Here is a 15,657-nt window from a genome sequence, read left to right as displayed (position 1 = left end):
GCCGGGCAGCCGGACTGGATCGACAAACTCCATGGCTTTTGGCGACATGAGACGGCGCCAGCACCGGCAGCGGTGCTGCCGGTGCTACCGATGCGATCGTGCTTCCGGAACCTGCCTGTGCGGCGTCCGGCCATGGGAGCATCAGCGCATGGCACTTGAAAACTCGCCTCGCTTGCCACGGAACAGCTGACCATGGGCAACGCCGCGAGCCGCGGTCGCACGGTCCTCTGCTCCGCTGCTCGTGCATGCCGCCGAGAATGGATCCTCTTTCAGAGGGAGAGGTCCGCTTCCTCTGGGAGTTCCTCGACATCGACGCCGCGGACCTGGGCCAGTTCGTGCTTGAGCGCGGCCAGTTCGCCACCGCCCGCCATGTGGTTGGTAAGTTCTTCGAGGGACACCTGACGGCGGTCGGCGCTCAGTTCCATGGCGCCGAGCCGCAGTACCGCGAAGTGGTCGCCGACCATATAGGCATGGTGGGGATTATGGGTGATGAAGATGACCCCCAGTCCCTTGTCGCGGGCGGCCGCGATGTACTTCAGCACGACGCCGGACTGCTTGACGCCCAGGGCCGCGGTCGGCTCGTCGAGGATCAGCACCCGGGCGCCGAAGTAGACCGCGCGAGCGATCGCCACGGACTGCCGCTGGCCGCCGGAGAGGGTGCCGATGGGCTGCTCGAGGTCGTCGAGCTCGATGCCCATGGCGCACAGTTCCTCATCCACGATCTTCTTCATCTTCTCGATGTCGAGACGGCGCAGTGGCCACAGACCGCGGGTGAGTTCGGAACCGAGGAAGAAGTTGCGCCACACCGGCATCAGAGGGACGACGGCCAGGTCCTGGTAGACGGTGGCGATCCCCATGTCGAGGGCTTCGCGCGGGGTGGAGAACCGCACCGGCTCGCCGTCGACGCGGTACTCGCCCTGGGTGTGCTGGTGGAGCCCGGATATAATCTTGATGAGGGTGGACTTTCCGGCGCCGTTGTCGCCGAGGACGCAGGTGACCTGGCCCGGTTTGACGGCGAGATCGACCTCTCCCAGGGCGCGGACGTTGCCGTACAGTTTGCCGACGTTATGCAGTTCGATGATGGGCTTCGTGTCGGCCACAGTGGTTTCGTTGACAGTCATTGTGGAGGTCACCTCCGGGATGCCTGGCGTCGGACCCAGGTATTGAGCAGCATGGCGCCGAGGAGCATGACGCCGAGGAAGAATTTGAACCAGTCGGGGTTCCAACCGGCGAAGACGATGCCCTGGGTGACCATGCCGAAGATGAACGCACCGAACGCCGGGCCGATCGCCGAGCCGTAGCCGCCGGTGAGCAGGCAGCCGCCGATCACCGCGGCCACGATGTAGAGCAGTTCGTTGCCGATGCCCTCACCGGACTGCACGGTGTTGTACTCGAACAGCTGGTGCATGCCGACGAACCAGGCTCCCAGTCCCACCAGCATGAACAGCACGATCTTGGTGACGGATACCGGCACACCGACCGCGCGTGCGCTCTCGTTCTGCCCGCCGACGGCGAAGACCCAGTTACCGAACTTGGCGCGCAGCAGCACCCAGGTGGCGATGGCGACGAAGAGGAGCCACCACAGCACCGTGACCTTCATCGAGATGCCGACGATGGTGATGTCGGAGGCGAAGACCGCCTTGGCGGAATTGAAGCCCTGCATGTCGGAGATGTCGTTCGTGGCCACGTTGCCGGTGAAGATCTTGGTGATCGCGAGGTTCAGGCCCTGGAGCATCAAGAAGCTCCCCAGGGTGACGAGAAAGCTCGGCAGCTTGGTTTTGACCAGTACGTATCCATTAAAGAAACCCACGGCGAGCGAGACGAGCAGCGCGGCGATGACGCCCATCCAGACGTTCATCGAAAGCTGGTAGGCGAACATGCTCGCCGTGAGGGACGAGGTGATCACCGCCACGCCGGCCGACAGGTCGAATTCGCCGCCGATCATGAGCAAGCCCACCGGCAGTGCCATCAGACCGAGCGTCGAGGCTTGATACAGCACGGTGGACAGAGAATCGACTGCCCGGAAGCTGGGTGCCACCGTCCAGAAGAAGGCGTAGACGGCGATCGCGCCGATCATGGCGCCGACCTCCGGGCGGGCCAGGAATCTGCGCATCAGGGATCGCTGTGCCGTCCGGTTCTGCACGCGGGTCGCGGACCGGGCCGACGGGGAAGGGGTGGTGGTGTGGGCACTCATCGTCGATCACCTGGTGCCATTCTGCGCGTACTTATACACCTTGGCGATGTTCGACTTGTCGACGAACGCCGGGCCGGTCAGTGTGGGCCGGCCGCCGCCGATGATGTCGCCGTTGACCTTGTTCAGCCACAGGGAATCAACGGCCAAGTAGCCTTGGAGGTAGGGCTGGAAGTCCAGGGAGAACTCGATCGATCCGTTCTTGATCTCAGACACGATGTCCTTGTTCAGGTCGAAGGTGTTGACCTTCGCCTTGCTGTTCGCGTCCTTGACCGACGACAGCGCGGTCGTCCCGATCGTGGCCTGCAGGGCCGTGACTTGATCGATGCTCGGGTCCTGCCGCAGTTTCGCGGTCAGCGTCGACTGCACCGAGGACATGTCCTGGCCATTGACGTAGAGGATGTCCGTCTTTCCCTTGAACGTCGACTTCACGCCCGCACATCGGTCCTCCAGCGCCACGGTCCCCTGAGCGTGGATGAGGCACAGGTCGTGCTTGGCGCCCATGCTGTTGAGTCGGTTTCCCACCATCTGGCCGGCGAACTTCTCGTCCGACCCGAAGTAGCCGATCGCGCCCAACTTCTTCCAGTAGTCAAGGCCCTGGTTGAAGGCGCTCACCGGGATGCCCGCCGCCTCGGCCTTGGCGAGGACGCCCCGCATGGAGTCGGGTGTGGCCAGGGTGACGGCGATCCCGTCGACCTTCTGGTTGATGGCGTTGCGGACCAGGTTGGCCTGGTTGGACGCCGTGGGGTCGGAGGAGTACACGAGCTTGACGTTGTCCTTGGCGGCTGCGGCCTCGGCCCCCTTGCGCACGACGTCCCAGTAGGGGTCGCCGGCTACCCCGTGGGTGACCATCGCGATCGTCATGCGCGGAGTCTTGGCGCGGCCTGCCACCATGCCGTTCGAGGCCGTTTCGGCGTTCTTCCCACCGGTGCTGCTGGTACATCCGGTGACGAGCAGGATGCCAGTCGTACAGGCGGCGACAAGAGCGGTCGCTCGGGTCTTACGGACTCTTGGGGATCGGTCCATTGATTCTGCGCCTCACTGCGTAGAAGGAGAAAGGGAGGTGGATCGGGACTCCGGTCGGAGGCCGACCAGGTGGTGTCTTCTCTCGATCGCTGATGCCGGCCGTCAGCCGATCTGGGCTGCTCAGAGGGGGCCGGTTTGGGGTGGGCTCACAGTAGAGCGCAGTGGACGACCGGTCAACCGTTTGGACAACCGGTCGACCATTTTGTGGACGAGAGCAGTGCGGACCGCGACCGCCGCGTTCGACGCCGTCCTCGCCGGGGACGGGCCCACTGCGGCCTCGGCCTGCGGATAACTGACGACGACCCGAACGTCATCCCCCTGCCTGCTGCCGCCTGGTCGGCCGAACGGCGATGGGCCGGGCGCGGTCGGAGCCAAAAGCCCCTGGCCAGATACGGTGACGGGATGACCGAGAGCTTGCCTGCCGACATAGCCGACGTCCTTGCGGCAGTCCTGAACACGGACAGTCCGGTTCATGGCGTGCTCCGACGGCAGGTTCCGCACCTCAGGGTGCGAGCTCGCTGCACATGCGGGTGCGGGACCGCTTACTTCGAACTCGACACCAGCGAGGTCGATCCCGCGCCCACCGGCCCCGGCACTGTCGTGGCGGCCGAAGCACAGCTGGTCACCGAGACCGGTGAGTGCCCCGGCGAGGTCCTGGCCTTCACGCAGGGCGGCTACCTGTCATGGCTGGAAGTCTGTTCATGGAGCGACGACATCGAGGTGACACTGACCGCCGCGCGTCACTGGCTGCGGCCACGCTTCTGATCCCGGACGGTCGGCGTCCAGCGGTCTCCGGTCTGCACGACACGACGATCCGACCAACATCACAAGGTCAAGTTCCGTAGCCGGTCAGGGCAGGTTGACGTGGTTTCAGGTTCACTGGTGCGGCCGCTGCCTGGTCGGCGAGCGACCTCCGTGGGCGGCTCATCGGTCGCGCGCGGGGCCTCTTGCGGATCCTCTCGCGGAGTTCCGCGCAGTGGCCGCGGCGCCGCGGCGCTGCCGGGCCCAGCCGGCGATCAGGATGGTCTTGCGGGGCAGCCGCCCAGTGCCGGCATCGGGCGGCTGCGGACCCGCGAACCGCGGAGCATCGCTGCTTGATCACGGTCTGCGGGTCAGAGGAGGAACTCATCGTTCTGGCTGAGCGCTTCCAGGAGAACAGGGGCGTTTCCGCACGAGAAGCCGTGCTCGAGAGCCGATCAGGCGCTCATTCCGGCGCTGCCACTCTCGGGCATACTGTCCCGCAGACGTCGCGTCGCACGCTCCATATGCGCACGCATCGCCTCCTGGGCTGCCTCCGCGTCCCTGTTCTCCACCGCCTTGAGGATCGGCTCGTGCATCGCCAGCGATGTGTGCGTCTCGCCTGCGGTGCGGATGACCCTGGTCGCCCACGCCTGGAGCAAGGACTGGATATTGGTCAGCACACTGGTCAGGACGGTGTTCCCGCTCGCCTCCGCGAGTTGGAGGTGGAACGCGATGTCGGCGGCCACGTAAGCGTCGAAATCATCGCCGGCATCCCTCATCCGTCCCGCGAGTTCCCGCAGCCGCTCCAGCTGCTCGTTGCTGCGGCGCTCCGCGGCCCACCCGGCCAACTGCACCTCGAGGTGATGGCGCGCCTCCAGGAGATCCTCCAGTCGCTTCTCCCCGAGCAGGATTCCCCACTCGATCACCTGCGGCAGGAGATCGGAGGTCGAACGGCTCAAATACGTGCCGTCACCCACCCGTTGCTCCAAAAGCCCCAGGAGACTCAGCGACTTGATCGCCTCACGGACCGTCGACCTGCCCGTCGACAGGGCTTCCGCGAGCTGCCGCTCCGACGGGATGCGCTGGCCGGGCGTCAGCTCTCCCGACAGCAGGTAGTCGAGCAGCCTGCGGGTGAGCTCCACGCCCGGTCCGTCCCGCCGGGGGACCGGCTGCGGCCGCGGTACTGGTATTGCCATGCGGAATCCCTCACGGGTGAGATGTGGACGACTGGCACTCTATACCAAAGTGGTAGACCGGTGTTCCAATGTCGGTTGCCCGACTGGATCGCGTTTCGCAAGCCATGGAAGGGCTTATATCCGCGCATTGATCGACCGGATTGCCATTTCATGCCTTGACTGTGCCGTCGCCTCGTATGGCCGCCTCCCGGGGAGTCACGCTGTGCCGGCCGCCTCGCCGGACGGGTCGGCTGCCCCCGCGCGATCGTCCGCACTCTGTGATGCGCGGCCCCGATCGAGCGCCACTGTGGACTAGCATTGGTGTACCGGTCCACCATTTATGTGGGGAGTTCCCATGGCAACACCGCTACCGCGGCCTCGGCCCACCGCTCGCCGGGATGGACCGGGGGTGGAGCTCACCCGCAGGCTTCTCGGTTATCTGTTGTCGGGAGAGCTCAAGCCGGGGCAGCGCATTCCGTCGGAGCGGCAGCTGGCGGAGACTTTGTCGACGGGCAGGTCGACGGTGCGGGAGGCGATCAAGTCACTCAGTCTCCTGGGTCTGCTGGAACAGCGGGTGGGTGACGGCACGTATCTGAGCCGTTCGACCTCCGATCTGCTCCCGCAGGTGATCGAGTGGGGGCTTCTCCTGGGGGAGAAGTCGCTGGAGGACCTTTTGGAAGCCCGCCATCACCTGGAGGTCCAGTTGGCCGGATGGGCCGCGGAGCGCCGCACCGAGCAGCAGCTGGAACGGCTGCAAGACCTCGCGCGGCAGATGCGGGACGCCGGCGATGATTTCGACGCCTATGCGGCCGCCGACATCGCGTTCCATCTTCAGGTGGCCGAGGCGAGCGGGAACACCGTCCTGACCAGCGTGCTGACCAACATCCAGTCTCTGCTGCGGGCATGGGCGTCCCGAGTCATCCGCACGGCAGGGGAGACGAAGACGTCACTGGCGATGCACGAACCGATCTTGAAGGCGGTGGAGCGCCGCGACGCCGAGGCGGCCCGCCAAGCGATGCGCGCGCACATGGACCGGGCGACGCGGCGGCTGCGCGCCAGCATGCCCGACCGTGGCGAGGAAGAGATCGGCGCATGACGCGGCGCTCCCCGCGGTCCGCGTGGAGCTGACGGGGGGGAAGGCGGTCTCAGGAGCGGAAGGCCACCGGGGCGGTGGTTCCCGACGTAGCGGTGGCTTCGATGGTGTCCACGATTTTTCGACAGCGCAGCCGGCCACAGCCGGTCAGAACCGATCAAAAGCTCATGGCGTACCCGGCCGCTGGCATTCCGGCGTAGTACCGCGTTCTCGTGCCGCCGCGGCATGAGCAAGTCCGCGTCCTTCGTCGCCTCTCTGTGCGGCAGTATTCTGGCTGCCGGAAGTAGCTTGCGGACCATCTTGTGAACGCTCACGCACGCCGCCTCAAAGACGTGGCGGTCGGCGATCCCGCGGGCTGCCTGATCCATGTGCTCGCGGCTGGGTGGGCCGCGGTGTAGCGGGCGAAGCCGGGCCCCGGCTGGGGAGGCCGCTGTGGCGCGTCGGCCGGACCAGTGGCCGAGCCGGCCGGTGACGGCATGTTCCACTCCAGCGCCTCGCGCCGCACCGACCACTTGATGGCTGTGTGCGGACTCTGCGCAGGACGGAGTCCGTAGCCGGTCGACGCGGCCGCGGCGAGAGGTCGACCAATTTCATGTCAATGGTTGACCGGTCGACCGTACCGATCGTACGTTACATGCGTGCTAACCGATTTCGGCTTGCAGGTAGATCCTCCTTGCCGGAAGGCCTGGCCAGAAGCTTGCGGGCCTCAGTGATCGCAAGGTGGGCCGCCCCGGTGATCGGCTGGAGGCCGGTGGATATCGATGGAAGGAAGGTGCGATGAGTTCCGTGCGCTCTGATGCGCAGTCGAGCGGCAACGTCATCAGGATCGGCCCCGTGGACGGCATCGTGGATGTCGAGGAGCCGATGCATGTGGTGGTACTCGGCTACGGCGAAGTGGAAGATCCCTTCCACGTCTGGGTGACTGAGACGAATGTGGAGCTTTTCGAGCGTCTGCGGGAGTTGGCGACAGGCGCGTCATGGAAAGAGAAGAGGCAGATCGCTGTTCTCGTGACGGAGCCTCCCGGCGGCAGGGCCAACCCCGATGCGGTCGCGGCCGTGGAGTCCGTCCGTGGTGCCGTCCTCTCTCTCGCGGTGGAGCTGGGCCCGGCCGTCCGCCTCAACATCGTGGTCGCCAGGCAGGCCGCGGACGCGGCTCAGGTCCTGCGGTATCTCGCGAGCCCGGACGCCGACTACGTCACCGGCTCCACCTTCGACCTCAGGGAGACGGCGTGAGCATGCTCATCACGGGTGCGGGCGGTGGCATCGGCCGCGCCATCGTCGAGCTCGCCGTCGAGCGCGGCTACGGCGTGATCGCACACGATCTCAAGCCCGAGTCCCTTGCCGACCTGCGGGGCGTTGAGACGATCACCGGCGACCTGACCAGCAAGGACCACCTCCGTCTGCTCAGCCGGCGTGTCGCGGACGAGCCGTTGGAGGCAGTGGTGGCCTCACACGGAATCGCGGGCGCGGTCGCCCTGGCAGACGTCGACGAGCGACGCTCGCGAGCCATCCTGACGATCAACGCCTCCACCGTTCCCGCCCTTTTCGAAGCCGTGAGGGAACCTCTGACCCGCTCGCACGGCGCCTATGTCGCCGTCTCCTCGCAGGCTTCCCTGCGCGCGGAGCGGGAGAACGCGGTCTACTGCGCCTCCAAGTGGGCGGTCACCGGCTGGGTGCGGGCCATGGCCGCCGGCCAGGCCGAGGGACCCACGGTCCGTGCCCTGTGTCCCGGACGCACCGAGACACCGCTTTTCGTGGCCGCGACCGAGGCGATCGCGGCCGCTCAGGGCCAGACAGTTGAGGCATACAACAAGGACATCTACGACCTGATCCCGTTGCGGAGGTTCGCGACTACGCGCGAGACCGCGTCGTTGGCGCTTTATCTCGCCACGCAGCCCCGTGGCGCCGCGCCCACGGTGGTGGCCAACAGCGGTGGAGAGGTGCCGTTCTGATGTCAGAGGTCAGCAGCGTTATCGGCCACATCGGCCTGTGTGTGCCGCGGATCGAAGAAGCGATCGACTGGTACGGCAAGGCTCTGGGGCTGCAAGTGATCTCCGGACCGTTCGAGATCAACGCGGACGAGGACGCCGCGGCCTGCGATGTCTTCGGTCCCGAATTCCGCAGCGTGCGCCAGGCACATATGGTCGGCGCGAACGGGGTCGGCCTGGAACTGTTCGAGTTCATCACACCGGCGGTGGACACCAGTGTTCCCGCCTCCTACTGGCGAGCCGGCTACTCGCACCTGTGCTTCGTCGTTCCGGACATCGAAGCCGCCGAAGAACGCATCCGCTCGCTGGGCGGGCGCATCCGTACCAGCCGGATCTGGCCGCTGTTCCGCGACCAGCCCTACCGCTTCCTCCATTTCGAGGACCCCTTCGGCAACCTGCTGGAACTGCACTCCCATGGTTACGAGCGCACGTTCTCCAATCAGCAGCCGTAACCCTCCGCGGTGGACTGGACCTCAGTTCGCGGCCTTGTCCGCTTGTGCCGGCCCAGTCGCACCTGGCCCAGTAGCCCCCGCATTCTCATAAGGAGCAGTTCCATGACCACTAAGGATGACGTCTACACCGGTCTGGGAGGGAAGACGATCCTCGACCGCTTCCGTCTCGATGGCAAGTCCGCCCTGATCACCGGGGGAGGAGCCGGAATCGGCAGGGCCTTCGCGCACGCGCTCGGCGAAGCCGGTGCCAGCATCGCCGTGATCGACCTGGACGGCGACCGTGCGAAGGCCGTCGCTCAGGAACTCGCCGACAAGAATATCGAAGCGATCTCGCTCCAGGCGGATGTTTCCGACGACGCCGCGATCGAGCGCTTCGTCGCCGACACCGTGTCCGCATTCGGCGGACTGGACATCGCCATCAACAACGCGGGTATCAATCCCAACGCCGCGGCCGAGGACATCACGGCCGACGACTGGGACCGGACCTTTGCCCTCAACACCCGTGCCACCTTCCTCGCCTGCCAGCACGAGGCACGGGCCATGTTCCCGCGCGGCTACGGAAAGATCATCAACACCGCCTCGATGGCGTCGCTGATCGTTCCCCACCCGCAGAAGCAGGCCGCCTACAACGCGTCCAAGGGAGCGGTTGTCACCCTGACCCGCAGCCTGGCAGCCGAATGGGCCGAGCGCGGCATCCGCGTCAACTGTATGTCTCCGGGCATCATCCGGACCGCGCTCATCGAGGAGTCCGAGGCCCTGGCCCCGCTGGTGGAGCGGTGGCTGACGGACATCCCCGCGGGGCGCCTGGGAGAACTCACCGATCTGCAGGGCGGGATCGTCTACCTGGCGGGCGCCGCGTCGGACTACATGACCGGTCACAACCTCGTCATCGAGGGCGGCCAGACCCTCTGGTGATCCCCTCGGTGCCGTCGGTCCCGCGGCCGCCGCGGGGCCGACGGCACCGAGGGCCAATACCAGCACGCCGTGTATGAACGCGTCACGAACGCGCTCGCGGCGCAGCGGCACAGTACAGCACCCCGCGCCCCTGAGCGGGATACCCACGAGAGGCAATGACGCCATGATGCCGGAGACCGAACCAACCAGAACCCAGACCGCGACGGTGTCGCCGCCGGACGCGCCGTCCGGCGGGGCCGCGAAGCCGGAGCGGTTCGTTCGTGTCATTACAGCCATCGCCACCCTGGGCGCTCTGCTTTTCGGCTACGACACGGGCGTCATCTCCGGGGCGTTGCCGTTCATGCGGGATTCGACCGAGGAGGGCGGTCTCGGGCTCACCGCCACCACCGAGGGCGTCGTCGCCTCCTCTCTCGTCTTCGGTGCGGCTTTCGGAGCGCTTCTGGGCGGACGCCTGGCCGACCGCTTCGGCCGCAGGCGCGCCATCCTCAGTTTCGCCGTCGTGTTCTTCGGCGGGGCCCTTGGAACGGCACTGTCGCCGGACGCCACCAGCATGGTCGTCTTCCGCGTCATCCTGGGGCTCGCCGTCGGCGGGGCCTCCGCCACCGTGCCGATGTTCATCGCGGAGCTCTCTCCCGCACATCGGCGAGGCCGGCTCGTCTCCCAGAACGAGCTGATGATCGTCTCGGGCCAGCTGATCGCCTACACCAGTAACGCCCTGATCGCGAACTTCTCCGACAACGAGCACGCCTGGCGCTACATGCTCGGCCTGGCCACGATCCCGGCAGTGCTGTTGTGGTGCGGGATGCTGTTCATGCCCGAATCACCGCGCTGGTTCGCCGCCAAGGGACGGCCGGGCGAGGCCCTGTCCGTACTGCGACGCATCCGGGAGCACGATGCCGCGCAGGCGGAACTCGACGAGATCACCGAACGTACGCATGAGGCGGAGACCGGCGAGATGCGGCTGCCGTGGGTACGGCGGCTTCTCATGATTGGAATCGTGCTCAACGTGGGGATGCAACTCACCGGCGTCAACGCGATGGTGTACCTGGCACCCACCCTGCTGGAGTCGATCGGGTTCGGTACCAAGGCCGCGCTCACCACCACCATCGCGAACGGTGTGGTGGCCGTCGTCGCCGTGTCCTGCGGAATCTACGTCTACGGCCGGGTCAACCGGCGTCCTGTGATCATCGCGGGGCAGACGGGAGTCACCGTCGCCCTCACCGTGCTCGGCGGCGGCTTCCTCCTCCCGGAGTCCACCGGACGCAACTACCTGATCATCGTGGCCATGCTGGCGTTCCTCTTCTTCTTCCAGGGAGCGATCGGAACCGGCTACTGGCTGGTGACTTCGGAAATCTTCCCCCTGCGCTTCCGCGGCCGAGCCATCGGAATCGCGGTCTTCGCCCAGTGGATCGCGGGCGGCGTGGTGACCTTGGTGGTTCCGCCGGTCATCGAGGCCGTGGGCGGAGGGACGACCTTCCTGGTCTTCGCCGTCATCAACCTCGGCACCCTGACGTTCCTGGTCAAGCTCCTTCCGGAGACCCGAGGCCACACCCTTGAGTCCCTGGAGCGCCGCTTCCGGAGCTACGCCAGGGTCTGAGGGCGGCGGGCACCCGACGTCCGACCGCCCGCCACCGGCCGGTGACGTCTTCCCCGGCAATGGTCAACCAAAATGGTTGACCGGTTGACCAGTAAGTTTTAAGCTCGCGACGCGGGCCCAATCCGGACATCCGAAGCACTGAGCAGGAGAACCCCATATGAACGTGCCCTTTGACCACACCCGCTTCGACCGACTCATGGACGAGGCCGGAGTGGACGCGGTCGTCGCGACCACACGCTTCAACGTTCAGTACATGCTGGGCGGGTATCGCTACTTCTTCTTCGCGAACATGGACGCCATCGGCCTCTCGCGCTACCTGCCCGCACTCACCTACCGCAAGGGCAAGCCGCAGGAGTCCTTCTATGTCGGCTGCGGCAATGAGGCCTGGGGCAGTGACGTGTTCCCCTTCTGGGTGCCCGATGTGCAGCACGTGTCATGGTCCAGCGCCGACACCGCTCGCGCTGTTGCCGCGGGTCTGCGTCAGCGCGGTCTGGACAGGGCGACCGTCGCCGTCGAGAAGGCATTCCTGCCGGCCGACGCCTGGGACATCCTGCGCGCCGAACTGCCCGATGTGCGCTTTGTCGAGGCGCAGAAGCTGCTGGAGGCCATGCGCGCCATCAAGTCGGCCGAGGAGCTGGACCTGGTGCGCAAGGCGTCCAACGGCATCATCGACTCGATGCTCGCGACCTTCGAGGTGTCGAGGCCCGGGATGAGCAAGCGGGACATCGTGGAGCGGTTCCGGCTGGAGCAGACCAAGCGCGGGATGGTGTTCGACTACTGTCTCGTCTCCACCGGCCAGGAACTCAACCGGGCCCCTTCGGATCGGATCTGGCGGGAAGGAGAGGTTCTCTCCCTCGACTCCGGTGGCATGTACGAGGGCTATATCGGCGACCTGGCCCGCATGGCCGTGGCAGGCGAGCCGACGGCGCTGATGACCGACCTCCTCGCCGAGATCGAGTCGGTGCAGCAGGCGGCCCGCACCGCCGTGGGGCCCGGCAAGCGTGGCGGTGACATCTTCGCCGTGGCCGAGAATGCCCTCGCCGCATGCGCGCACAAGGACCAGATGTTCTTCGTGGCCCACGGCATGGGGCTCATCACCCACGAGGCGCCGCGCCTGACCGGCACCGGGCCCGTTCCCTACCCCGCCGATCACGCCGATGCCCCCTTGGAGCCCGGCCTCGTCCTGTCGATCGAGACCTGGGTGGAGAACCCCGAGGCCGGCTTCGTCAAGCTGGAGGACACCCTCATCGTGACCGAGCAGGGATGGGAGGCCCCCGGCGACACCGGGCGCGGCTGGAACCGGCCCAAGGGCCTGTGATCATGGCGGACGTGAACCTTCGCCCGGCGTCCGACCCGCTGTCCCGGATCCGCGGCTACAACGAGCACTCCGCTGCCTGGTTCGTGATCCTCGACGACGACCCCACCGGCGCCCAGGCCGTGCACGGAGTCACCGTCCTGATCAAGCCCGGCGTCGAGGAACTCCGCCGCTCCGCGGCCCGACGCGAACCGACGTTCGTGTGGACCAACAGCCGCAGCCTGTCCCGGTCCGACGCCGAAGCGGTGAACCGGGAGATGGCGCGGACCGCGTTCGAGGCCGCAGAGCAGGCCAGTGTGCGCCCCGTCTTCGTCAGCCGCAGCGACTCCACACTGCGCGGCCACTTCGCACCCGAGCTCACCGCGCTGCGCGCCGTCTGCGCCGAGGCCGGACAGCCCGTGGACACGGTGGTCTTCGTTCCCGCGTTCGTGGAGGCGGGCAGGGTGACCGAGGACGACGTCCAGTGGGTGCTGCGGGACGGCGACTTCGTACCGGCCGCGCAAACGGAGTTCGCCGGCGACGCCACCTTCGGATACAGCGAGCGGGACCTGCGCAGTTGGGTCGCGGCCCGCCTGGGGGACAGCGTGGCGGCGGTGAAGTCGGTGTCGCTGGACACGCTGCGCGGCGACGGCGGTCACGAGGCCGCGCAGGTGATCGCGTCGGCGGGTGACGGCGCTGTCGTCATCGGCAATGCGCGCACCGCATCCGATCTGGAGTCGCTCGCCCTGGCCTGCCAGAGGGCGGAGCAGGCGGGGAGGCGCATCCTCTACCGCACCGGACCGTCGTTCGTGCGCGCCCTGATCGGGCAGCCGCCGGGCACGCCGTTGGCCGAAACCGGGATGCCGGACCCGGACCCCGCCGTCCAGGAGGGCGAGTTCGGTCTGACGGTGGTCGGCTCCCACACGGCGCTCACCAGCAGTCAGCTCGAGGCTGCCGTGCGGCGCCACGGCCTGGCCGAGGTAGAGCTCGATGTCGACACGCTCCTCGCCTCCGGGGACGGAGCCGAGAAGGTCATCGCGGACTGTGCCACCGCGCTGGAACAGAGTCTGCGCCACGCCCATTCCGTCCTCGTGACCTCGCGAACCGTGCGTACCGTGGCCGATGACCGCGAGCGCAGCCTCGCGGTCGCCCGTCAGGTGTCCGACGCCGTGTGCTCGATCGTCGCGCGGCTGCCCGCCGATCTGCTATTGCGCTATGTCGTCGCGAAGGGCGGGATCACCTCGCACGAAGTGGCCGTCCGCGGTCTGGGGATGCGGCGGGCGCGGGTGATGGGCCAGATGTTCACCGGTCAGGTCTCCGTGCTCCGACTGGGTGCGGACACGGCACGTCCCGGTCTGCCCTATGTCGTCTTCCCCGGCAATGTCGGCGACACGAACACGCTCGCCGACGTGCTGTCCCTCCTGGAAGGAGATCAAGGTGCTGTCGCTCGGTAGCGACGTGCTCGCCCAGGCTCATGCGAGCGGTCGGGCACTCGGCGCGTTCAGCGTCTACAACATCGAGCTGGCCCAGGCGGTGCTCGATGCCGCGGCCGCCCGGCAGGTGCCCGTCCTGCTCCAGGCGGGCAGCTCCTCCTTCGGCTATGCCGGCGAGGAGGTGCTCGCCAAGGTGGCGCTCACACTGGCCGAGCAGGCTCCGGGGCAGGTCGGTGTACACCTGGACCACTGCCGGGACCTGGAGGAGATCCGGCGCTGTCTGGACAGGGGCTACACCTCCGTCATGATTGACGGCTCCCATCTCGACCTGCCCGCCAATATCGAGCTGACGTCGCGCGCGGTGAAACTGGCGGCGCCCTACGGAGCCTGGGTGGAGGCCGAACTGGGCGAGGTGGCAGGTGATGAGGACTCCTCGACGCAGGCCCGAGCGGCAGGTGGCACCGACCCGGAGGCAGCCGGCCGCTTCGTCCAGGAGACCGGGGTGGACGCACTGGCCGTCGCCATCGGCAATGTGCACGGGATGACCTCCCGGCCGGTGACACTCGACCTCGCCCGGCTCCGGGACATCCAACGGCACTGCCCCGTCCCGCTCGTCCTGCACGGCGCCTCGGGCATTCCCGATGAGCAGGTGGCCGCCGCCATCACTCTGGGGATCGCCAAGGTCAACGTGAACGCAGAGGTACGAGGCGCCTACATCCGGGCTCTCAACACCTGCGAGGTCACCGGTGACGGGCTGGCCGCCTTCACCAGGTTCGGCATCACCGCCGCCACCAGGGTGGTCGACGAGAAGCTCGGACTCTTCACCGCCGCCGGAGACGGTGGCCGACGCACCCGCTCGGAGGGCGAGCAGACGTGACCGTGACCCAACCCCCCCTCGCTTCGCGCATCGCCGCGGACACCGCCGTGTCCGGACTGATCGTGAAGATGCCATGCGCACCGGTCGTCGAACTGGCCGGTCACCTCGGGTTCGACCTCGTCCTCATCGATACCGAACACGGCCCCTCCGACAGTGCGGAGCTGGAACACCACCTACGGGCGGCGGACGCCGCCGGGACAGCAGCGCTGGTCCGCGTCGGAAGCAACGACCCGCTGGCGGTTCTGCGCGCGCTTGACGCCGGAGCGACCGGAGTGGTCGTGCCGCACATCTCGACGCGGGCCGAAGCGCGCGCCGCCGTATCCGCCGCTCACTACCCGCCCCATGGATCGCGCGGGCTGGCGCTCAGCACGCGGGCCGGCCGCTCCGGCACGATCCCCCTGCACCAGCACCTGACCGACGCGGCGGCCAGGACCGTGGTCGTCGCACAGGCCGAAGACGTCGAAGCCGTCGACAACATCGGTGCCATCGCGGAAACCGGGCGTCTGAACGCTGTCTGGATCGGACCGAGCGACCTGTCCATGTCGCTCGGCAGGCCAGGCGAGCTGAACCATCCCGAGGTGTCCGCCTCCATCGACAAGATCGTCGAGAGCGTCCTGTCGGCGCCCGCATGCCGTCTCGCGGTGCTGGTCGACACCGTGGAGGACGCGATTCAGTGGCGTGCCCGCGGGGCTTCCATGCTGCTGTTCAACCACACCACGATCCTGCACAAGGGTATGAGTGGCATCGCGGAAGGATTCCGCCAGTTGCAGGACTGATCCTGAGCCCAGGGAGCGGAGGGGACCGGCAAGCTCGTCCACTCCACAGGCTGCTCTTGGTCACCGGCGAGGTCGGCGACCAAGAGCAGCCTGGCGCGT

The 15,657-nt window shown here is 67.2% G+C and carries 15 protein-coding genes; 11 read left to right on the top strand and 4 right to left on the bottom strand.

Annotated features, from left to right (window positions below):
- Window positions 1-269 precede the first annotated feature (269 nt).
- The 3 genes from JK364_RS00945 to JK364_RS00935 are packed head-to-tail and all read right to left on the bottom strand — an operon-like array spanning window position 270 to window position 3,217.
- Complete coding sequence (locus JK364_RS00945) at window positions 270-1,121, bottom strand: ATP-binding cassette domain-containing protein (RefSeq protein ID WP_201846478.1); 852 nt, start codon at window positions 1,119-1,121, stop codon at window positions 270-272.
- An 8-nt stretch (window positions 1,122-1,129) separates the two neighbouring features.
- Window positions 1,130-2,194, bottom strand: coding sequence for an ABC transporter permease (locus JK364_RS00940; RefSeq protein ID WP_201846476.1), 1,065 nt, complete (start codon window positions 2,192-2,194; stop codon window positions 1,130-1,132).
- A gap of 6 nt (window positions 2,195-2,200) precedes the next feature.
- Window positions 2,201-3,217, bottom strand: coding sequence for a substrate-binding domain-containing protein (locus JK364_RS00935; RefSeq protein WP_201846474.1), 1,017 nt, complete (start codon window positions 3,215-3,217; stop codon window positions 2,201-2,203).
- A 402-nt stretch (window positions 3,218-3,619) separates the two neighbouring features.
- On the opposite strand from JK364_RS00935, the gene JK364_RS00930 reads away from it, so the two are divergent.
- Window positions 3,620-3,982, top strand: a complete 363-nt coding sequence (locus JK364_RS00930; protein WP_201846473.1) for a hypothetical protein — start codon at window positions 3,620-3,622, stop codon at window positions 3,980-3,982.
- A gap of 431 nt (window positions 3,983-4,413) precedes the next feature.
- On the opposite strand, the gene JK364_RS00925 is transcribed toward JK364_RS00930, so the two are convergent.
- Complete coding sequence (locus JK364_RS00925; protein WP_230991245.1) at window positions 4,414-5,154, bottom strand: FadR/GntR family transcriptional regulator; 741 nt, start codon at window positions 5,152-5,154, stop codon at window positions 4,414-4,416.
- 388 nt (window positions 5,155-5,542) lie between these two features.
- On the opposite strand from JK364_RS00925, the gene JK364_RS00920 reads away from it, so the two are divergent.
- The 10 genes from JK364_RS00920 to JK364_RS00875 all read left to right on the top strand — a co-directional run bounded on the left by JK364_RS00920 (window position 5,543) and on the right by JK364_RS00875 (window position 15,558).
- Window positions 5,543-6,229: a FadR/GntR family transcriptional regulator gene (locus JK364_RS00920; protein ID WP_201846471.1), complete on the top strand. Its 687-nt coding sequence runs from the start codon at window positions 5,543-5,545 to the stop codon at window positions 6,227-6,229.
- Window positions 6,230-7,003: 774 nt separating this feature from the next.
- Window positions 7,004-7,459: an SDR family oxidoreductase gene (locus tag JK364_RS00915; protein WP_201846469.1), complete on the top strand. Its 456-nt coding sequence runs from the start codon at window positions 7,004-7,006 to the stop codon at window positions 7,457-7,459.
- A gap of 2 nt (window positions 7,460-7,461) precedes the next feature.
- Window positions 7,462-8,178: an SDR family oxidoreductase gene (locus JK364_RS00910; protein WP_230991389.1), complete on the top strand. Its 717-nt coding sequence runs from the start codon at window positions 7,462-7,464 to the stop codon at window positions 8,176-8,178.
- A complete protein-coding gene (locus JK364_RS00905) occupies window positions 8,178-8,666 on the top strand; it encodes a VOC family protein (protein ID WP_201846464.1) in 489 nt (162 codons plus the stop codon). Before JK364_RS00910 ends, JK364_RS00905 begins: the two co-directional genes overlap by 1 nt.
- A 102-nt stretch (window positions 8,667-8,768) precedes the next feature.
- A complete protein-coding gene (locus JK364_RS00900) occupies window positions 8,769-9,581 on the top strand; it encodes an SDR family NAD(P)-dependent oxidoreductase (RefSeq protein WP_201846463.1) in 813 nt (270 codons plus the stop codon).
- Window positions 9,582-9,744: 163 nt separating this feature from the next.
- Window positions 9,745-11,178: a sugar porter family MFS transporter gene (locus JK364_RS00895; RefSeq protein WP_230991244.1), complete on the top strand. Its 1,434-nt coding sequence runs from the start codon at window positions 9,745-9,747 to the stop codon at window positions 11,176-11,178.
- Window positions 11,179-11,335: 157 nt separating this feature from the next.
- Window positions 11,336-12,496: a M24 family metallopeptidase gene (locus JK364_RS00890; RefSeq protein WP_201846461.1), complete on the top strand. Its 1,161-nt coding sequence runs from the start codon at window positions 11,336-11,338 to the stop codon at window positions 12,494-12,496.
- An 11-nt stretch (window positions 12,497-12,507) separates the two neighbouring features.
- Window positions 12,508-13,926 (top strand): four-carbon acid sugar kinase family protein, encoded by a 1,419-nt coding sequence (locus JK364_RS00885; RefSeq protein WP_201846459.1) that lies wholly within the window; start codon window positions 12,508-12,510, stop codon window positions 13,924-13,926.
- The gene (locus JK364_RS00880) at window positions 13,910-14,782 is read left to right on the top strand and encodes a class II fructose-bisphosphate aldolase (protein WP_201846457.1); all 873 of its coding nucleotides are present in this window, start codon (window positions 13,910-13,912) and stop codon (window positions 14,780-14,782) included. The genes JK364_RS00885 and JK364_RS00880 overlap by 17 nt, the downstream gene beginning before the upstream one ends.
- A gap of 2 nt (window positions 14,783-14,784) precedes the next feature.
- Window positions 14,785-15,558 (top strand): HpcH/HpaI aldolase family protein, encoded by a 774-nt coding sequence (locus JK364_RS00875; RefSeq protein WP_201846455.1) that lies wholly within the window; start codon window positions 14,785-14,787, stop codon window positions 15,556-15,558.
- The last annotated feature ends 99 nt before the right edge of the window (window positions 15,559-15,657 follow it).

The organism is Streptomyces endocoffeicus (genome assembly GCF_016741935.1).
Taxonomy (GTDB): Bacteria; Actinomycetota; Actinomycetes; order Streptomycetales; family Streptomycetaceae; genus Streptomyces; species Streptomyces endocoffeicus.
This window is presented reverse-complemented; position numbering and strand designations above follow the sequence as displayed.

Bases quoted from the DNA above. Each gene is read 5' to 3' on its own strand.
- JK364_RS00895 (WP_230991244.1), top strand. From the start codon at position 9,745: ATGATGCCGGAGACCGAACCAACCAGAACCCAGACCGCGACGGTGTCG.
- JK364_RS00905 (WP_201846464.1), top strand. From the start codon at position 8,178: ATGTCAGAGGTCAGCAGCGTTATCGGCCACATCGGCCTGTGTGTGCCG.
- JK364_RS00890 (WP_201846461.1), top strand. From the start codon at position 11,336: ATGAACGTGCCCTTTGACCACACCCGCTTCGACCGACTCATGGACGAG.
- JK364_RS00940 (WP_201846476.1), bottom strand. From the start codon at position 2,194: ATGAGTGCCCACACCACCACCCCTTCCCCGTCGGCCCGGTCCGCGACC.
- JK364_RS00925 (WP_230991245.1), bottom strand. From the start codon at position 5,154: ATGGCAATACCAGTACCGCGGCCGCAGCCGGTCCCCCGGCGGGACGGA.
- JK364_RS00900 (WP_201846463.1), top strand. From the start codon at position 8,769: ATGACCACTAAGGATGACGTCTACACCGGTCTGGGAGGGAAGACGATC.
- JK364_RS00910 (WP_230991389.1), top strand. From the start codon at position 7,462: ATGCTCATCACGGGTGCGGGCGGTGGCATCGGCCGCGCCATCGTCGAG.
- JK364_RS00930 (WP_201846473.1), top strand. From the start codon at position 3,620: ATGACCGAGAGCTTGCCTGCCGACATAGCCGACGTCCTTGCGGCAGTC.
- JK364_RS00915 (WP_201846469.1), top strand. From the start codon at position 7,004: ATGAGTTCCGTGCGCTCTGATGCGCAGTCGAGCGGCAACGTCATCAGG.
- JK364_RS00935 (WP_201846474.1), bottom strand. From the start codon at position 3,217: ATGGACCGATCCCCAAGAGTCCGTAAGACCCGAGCGACCGCTCTTGTC.
- JK364_RS00945 (WP_201846478.1), bottom strand. From the start codon at position 1,121: ATGACTGTCAACGAAACCACTGTGGCCGACACGAAGCCCATCATCGAA.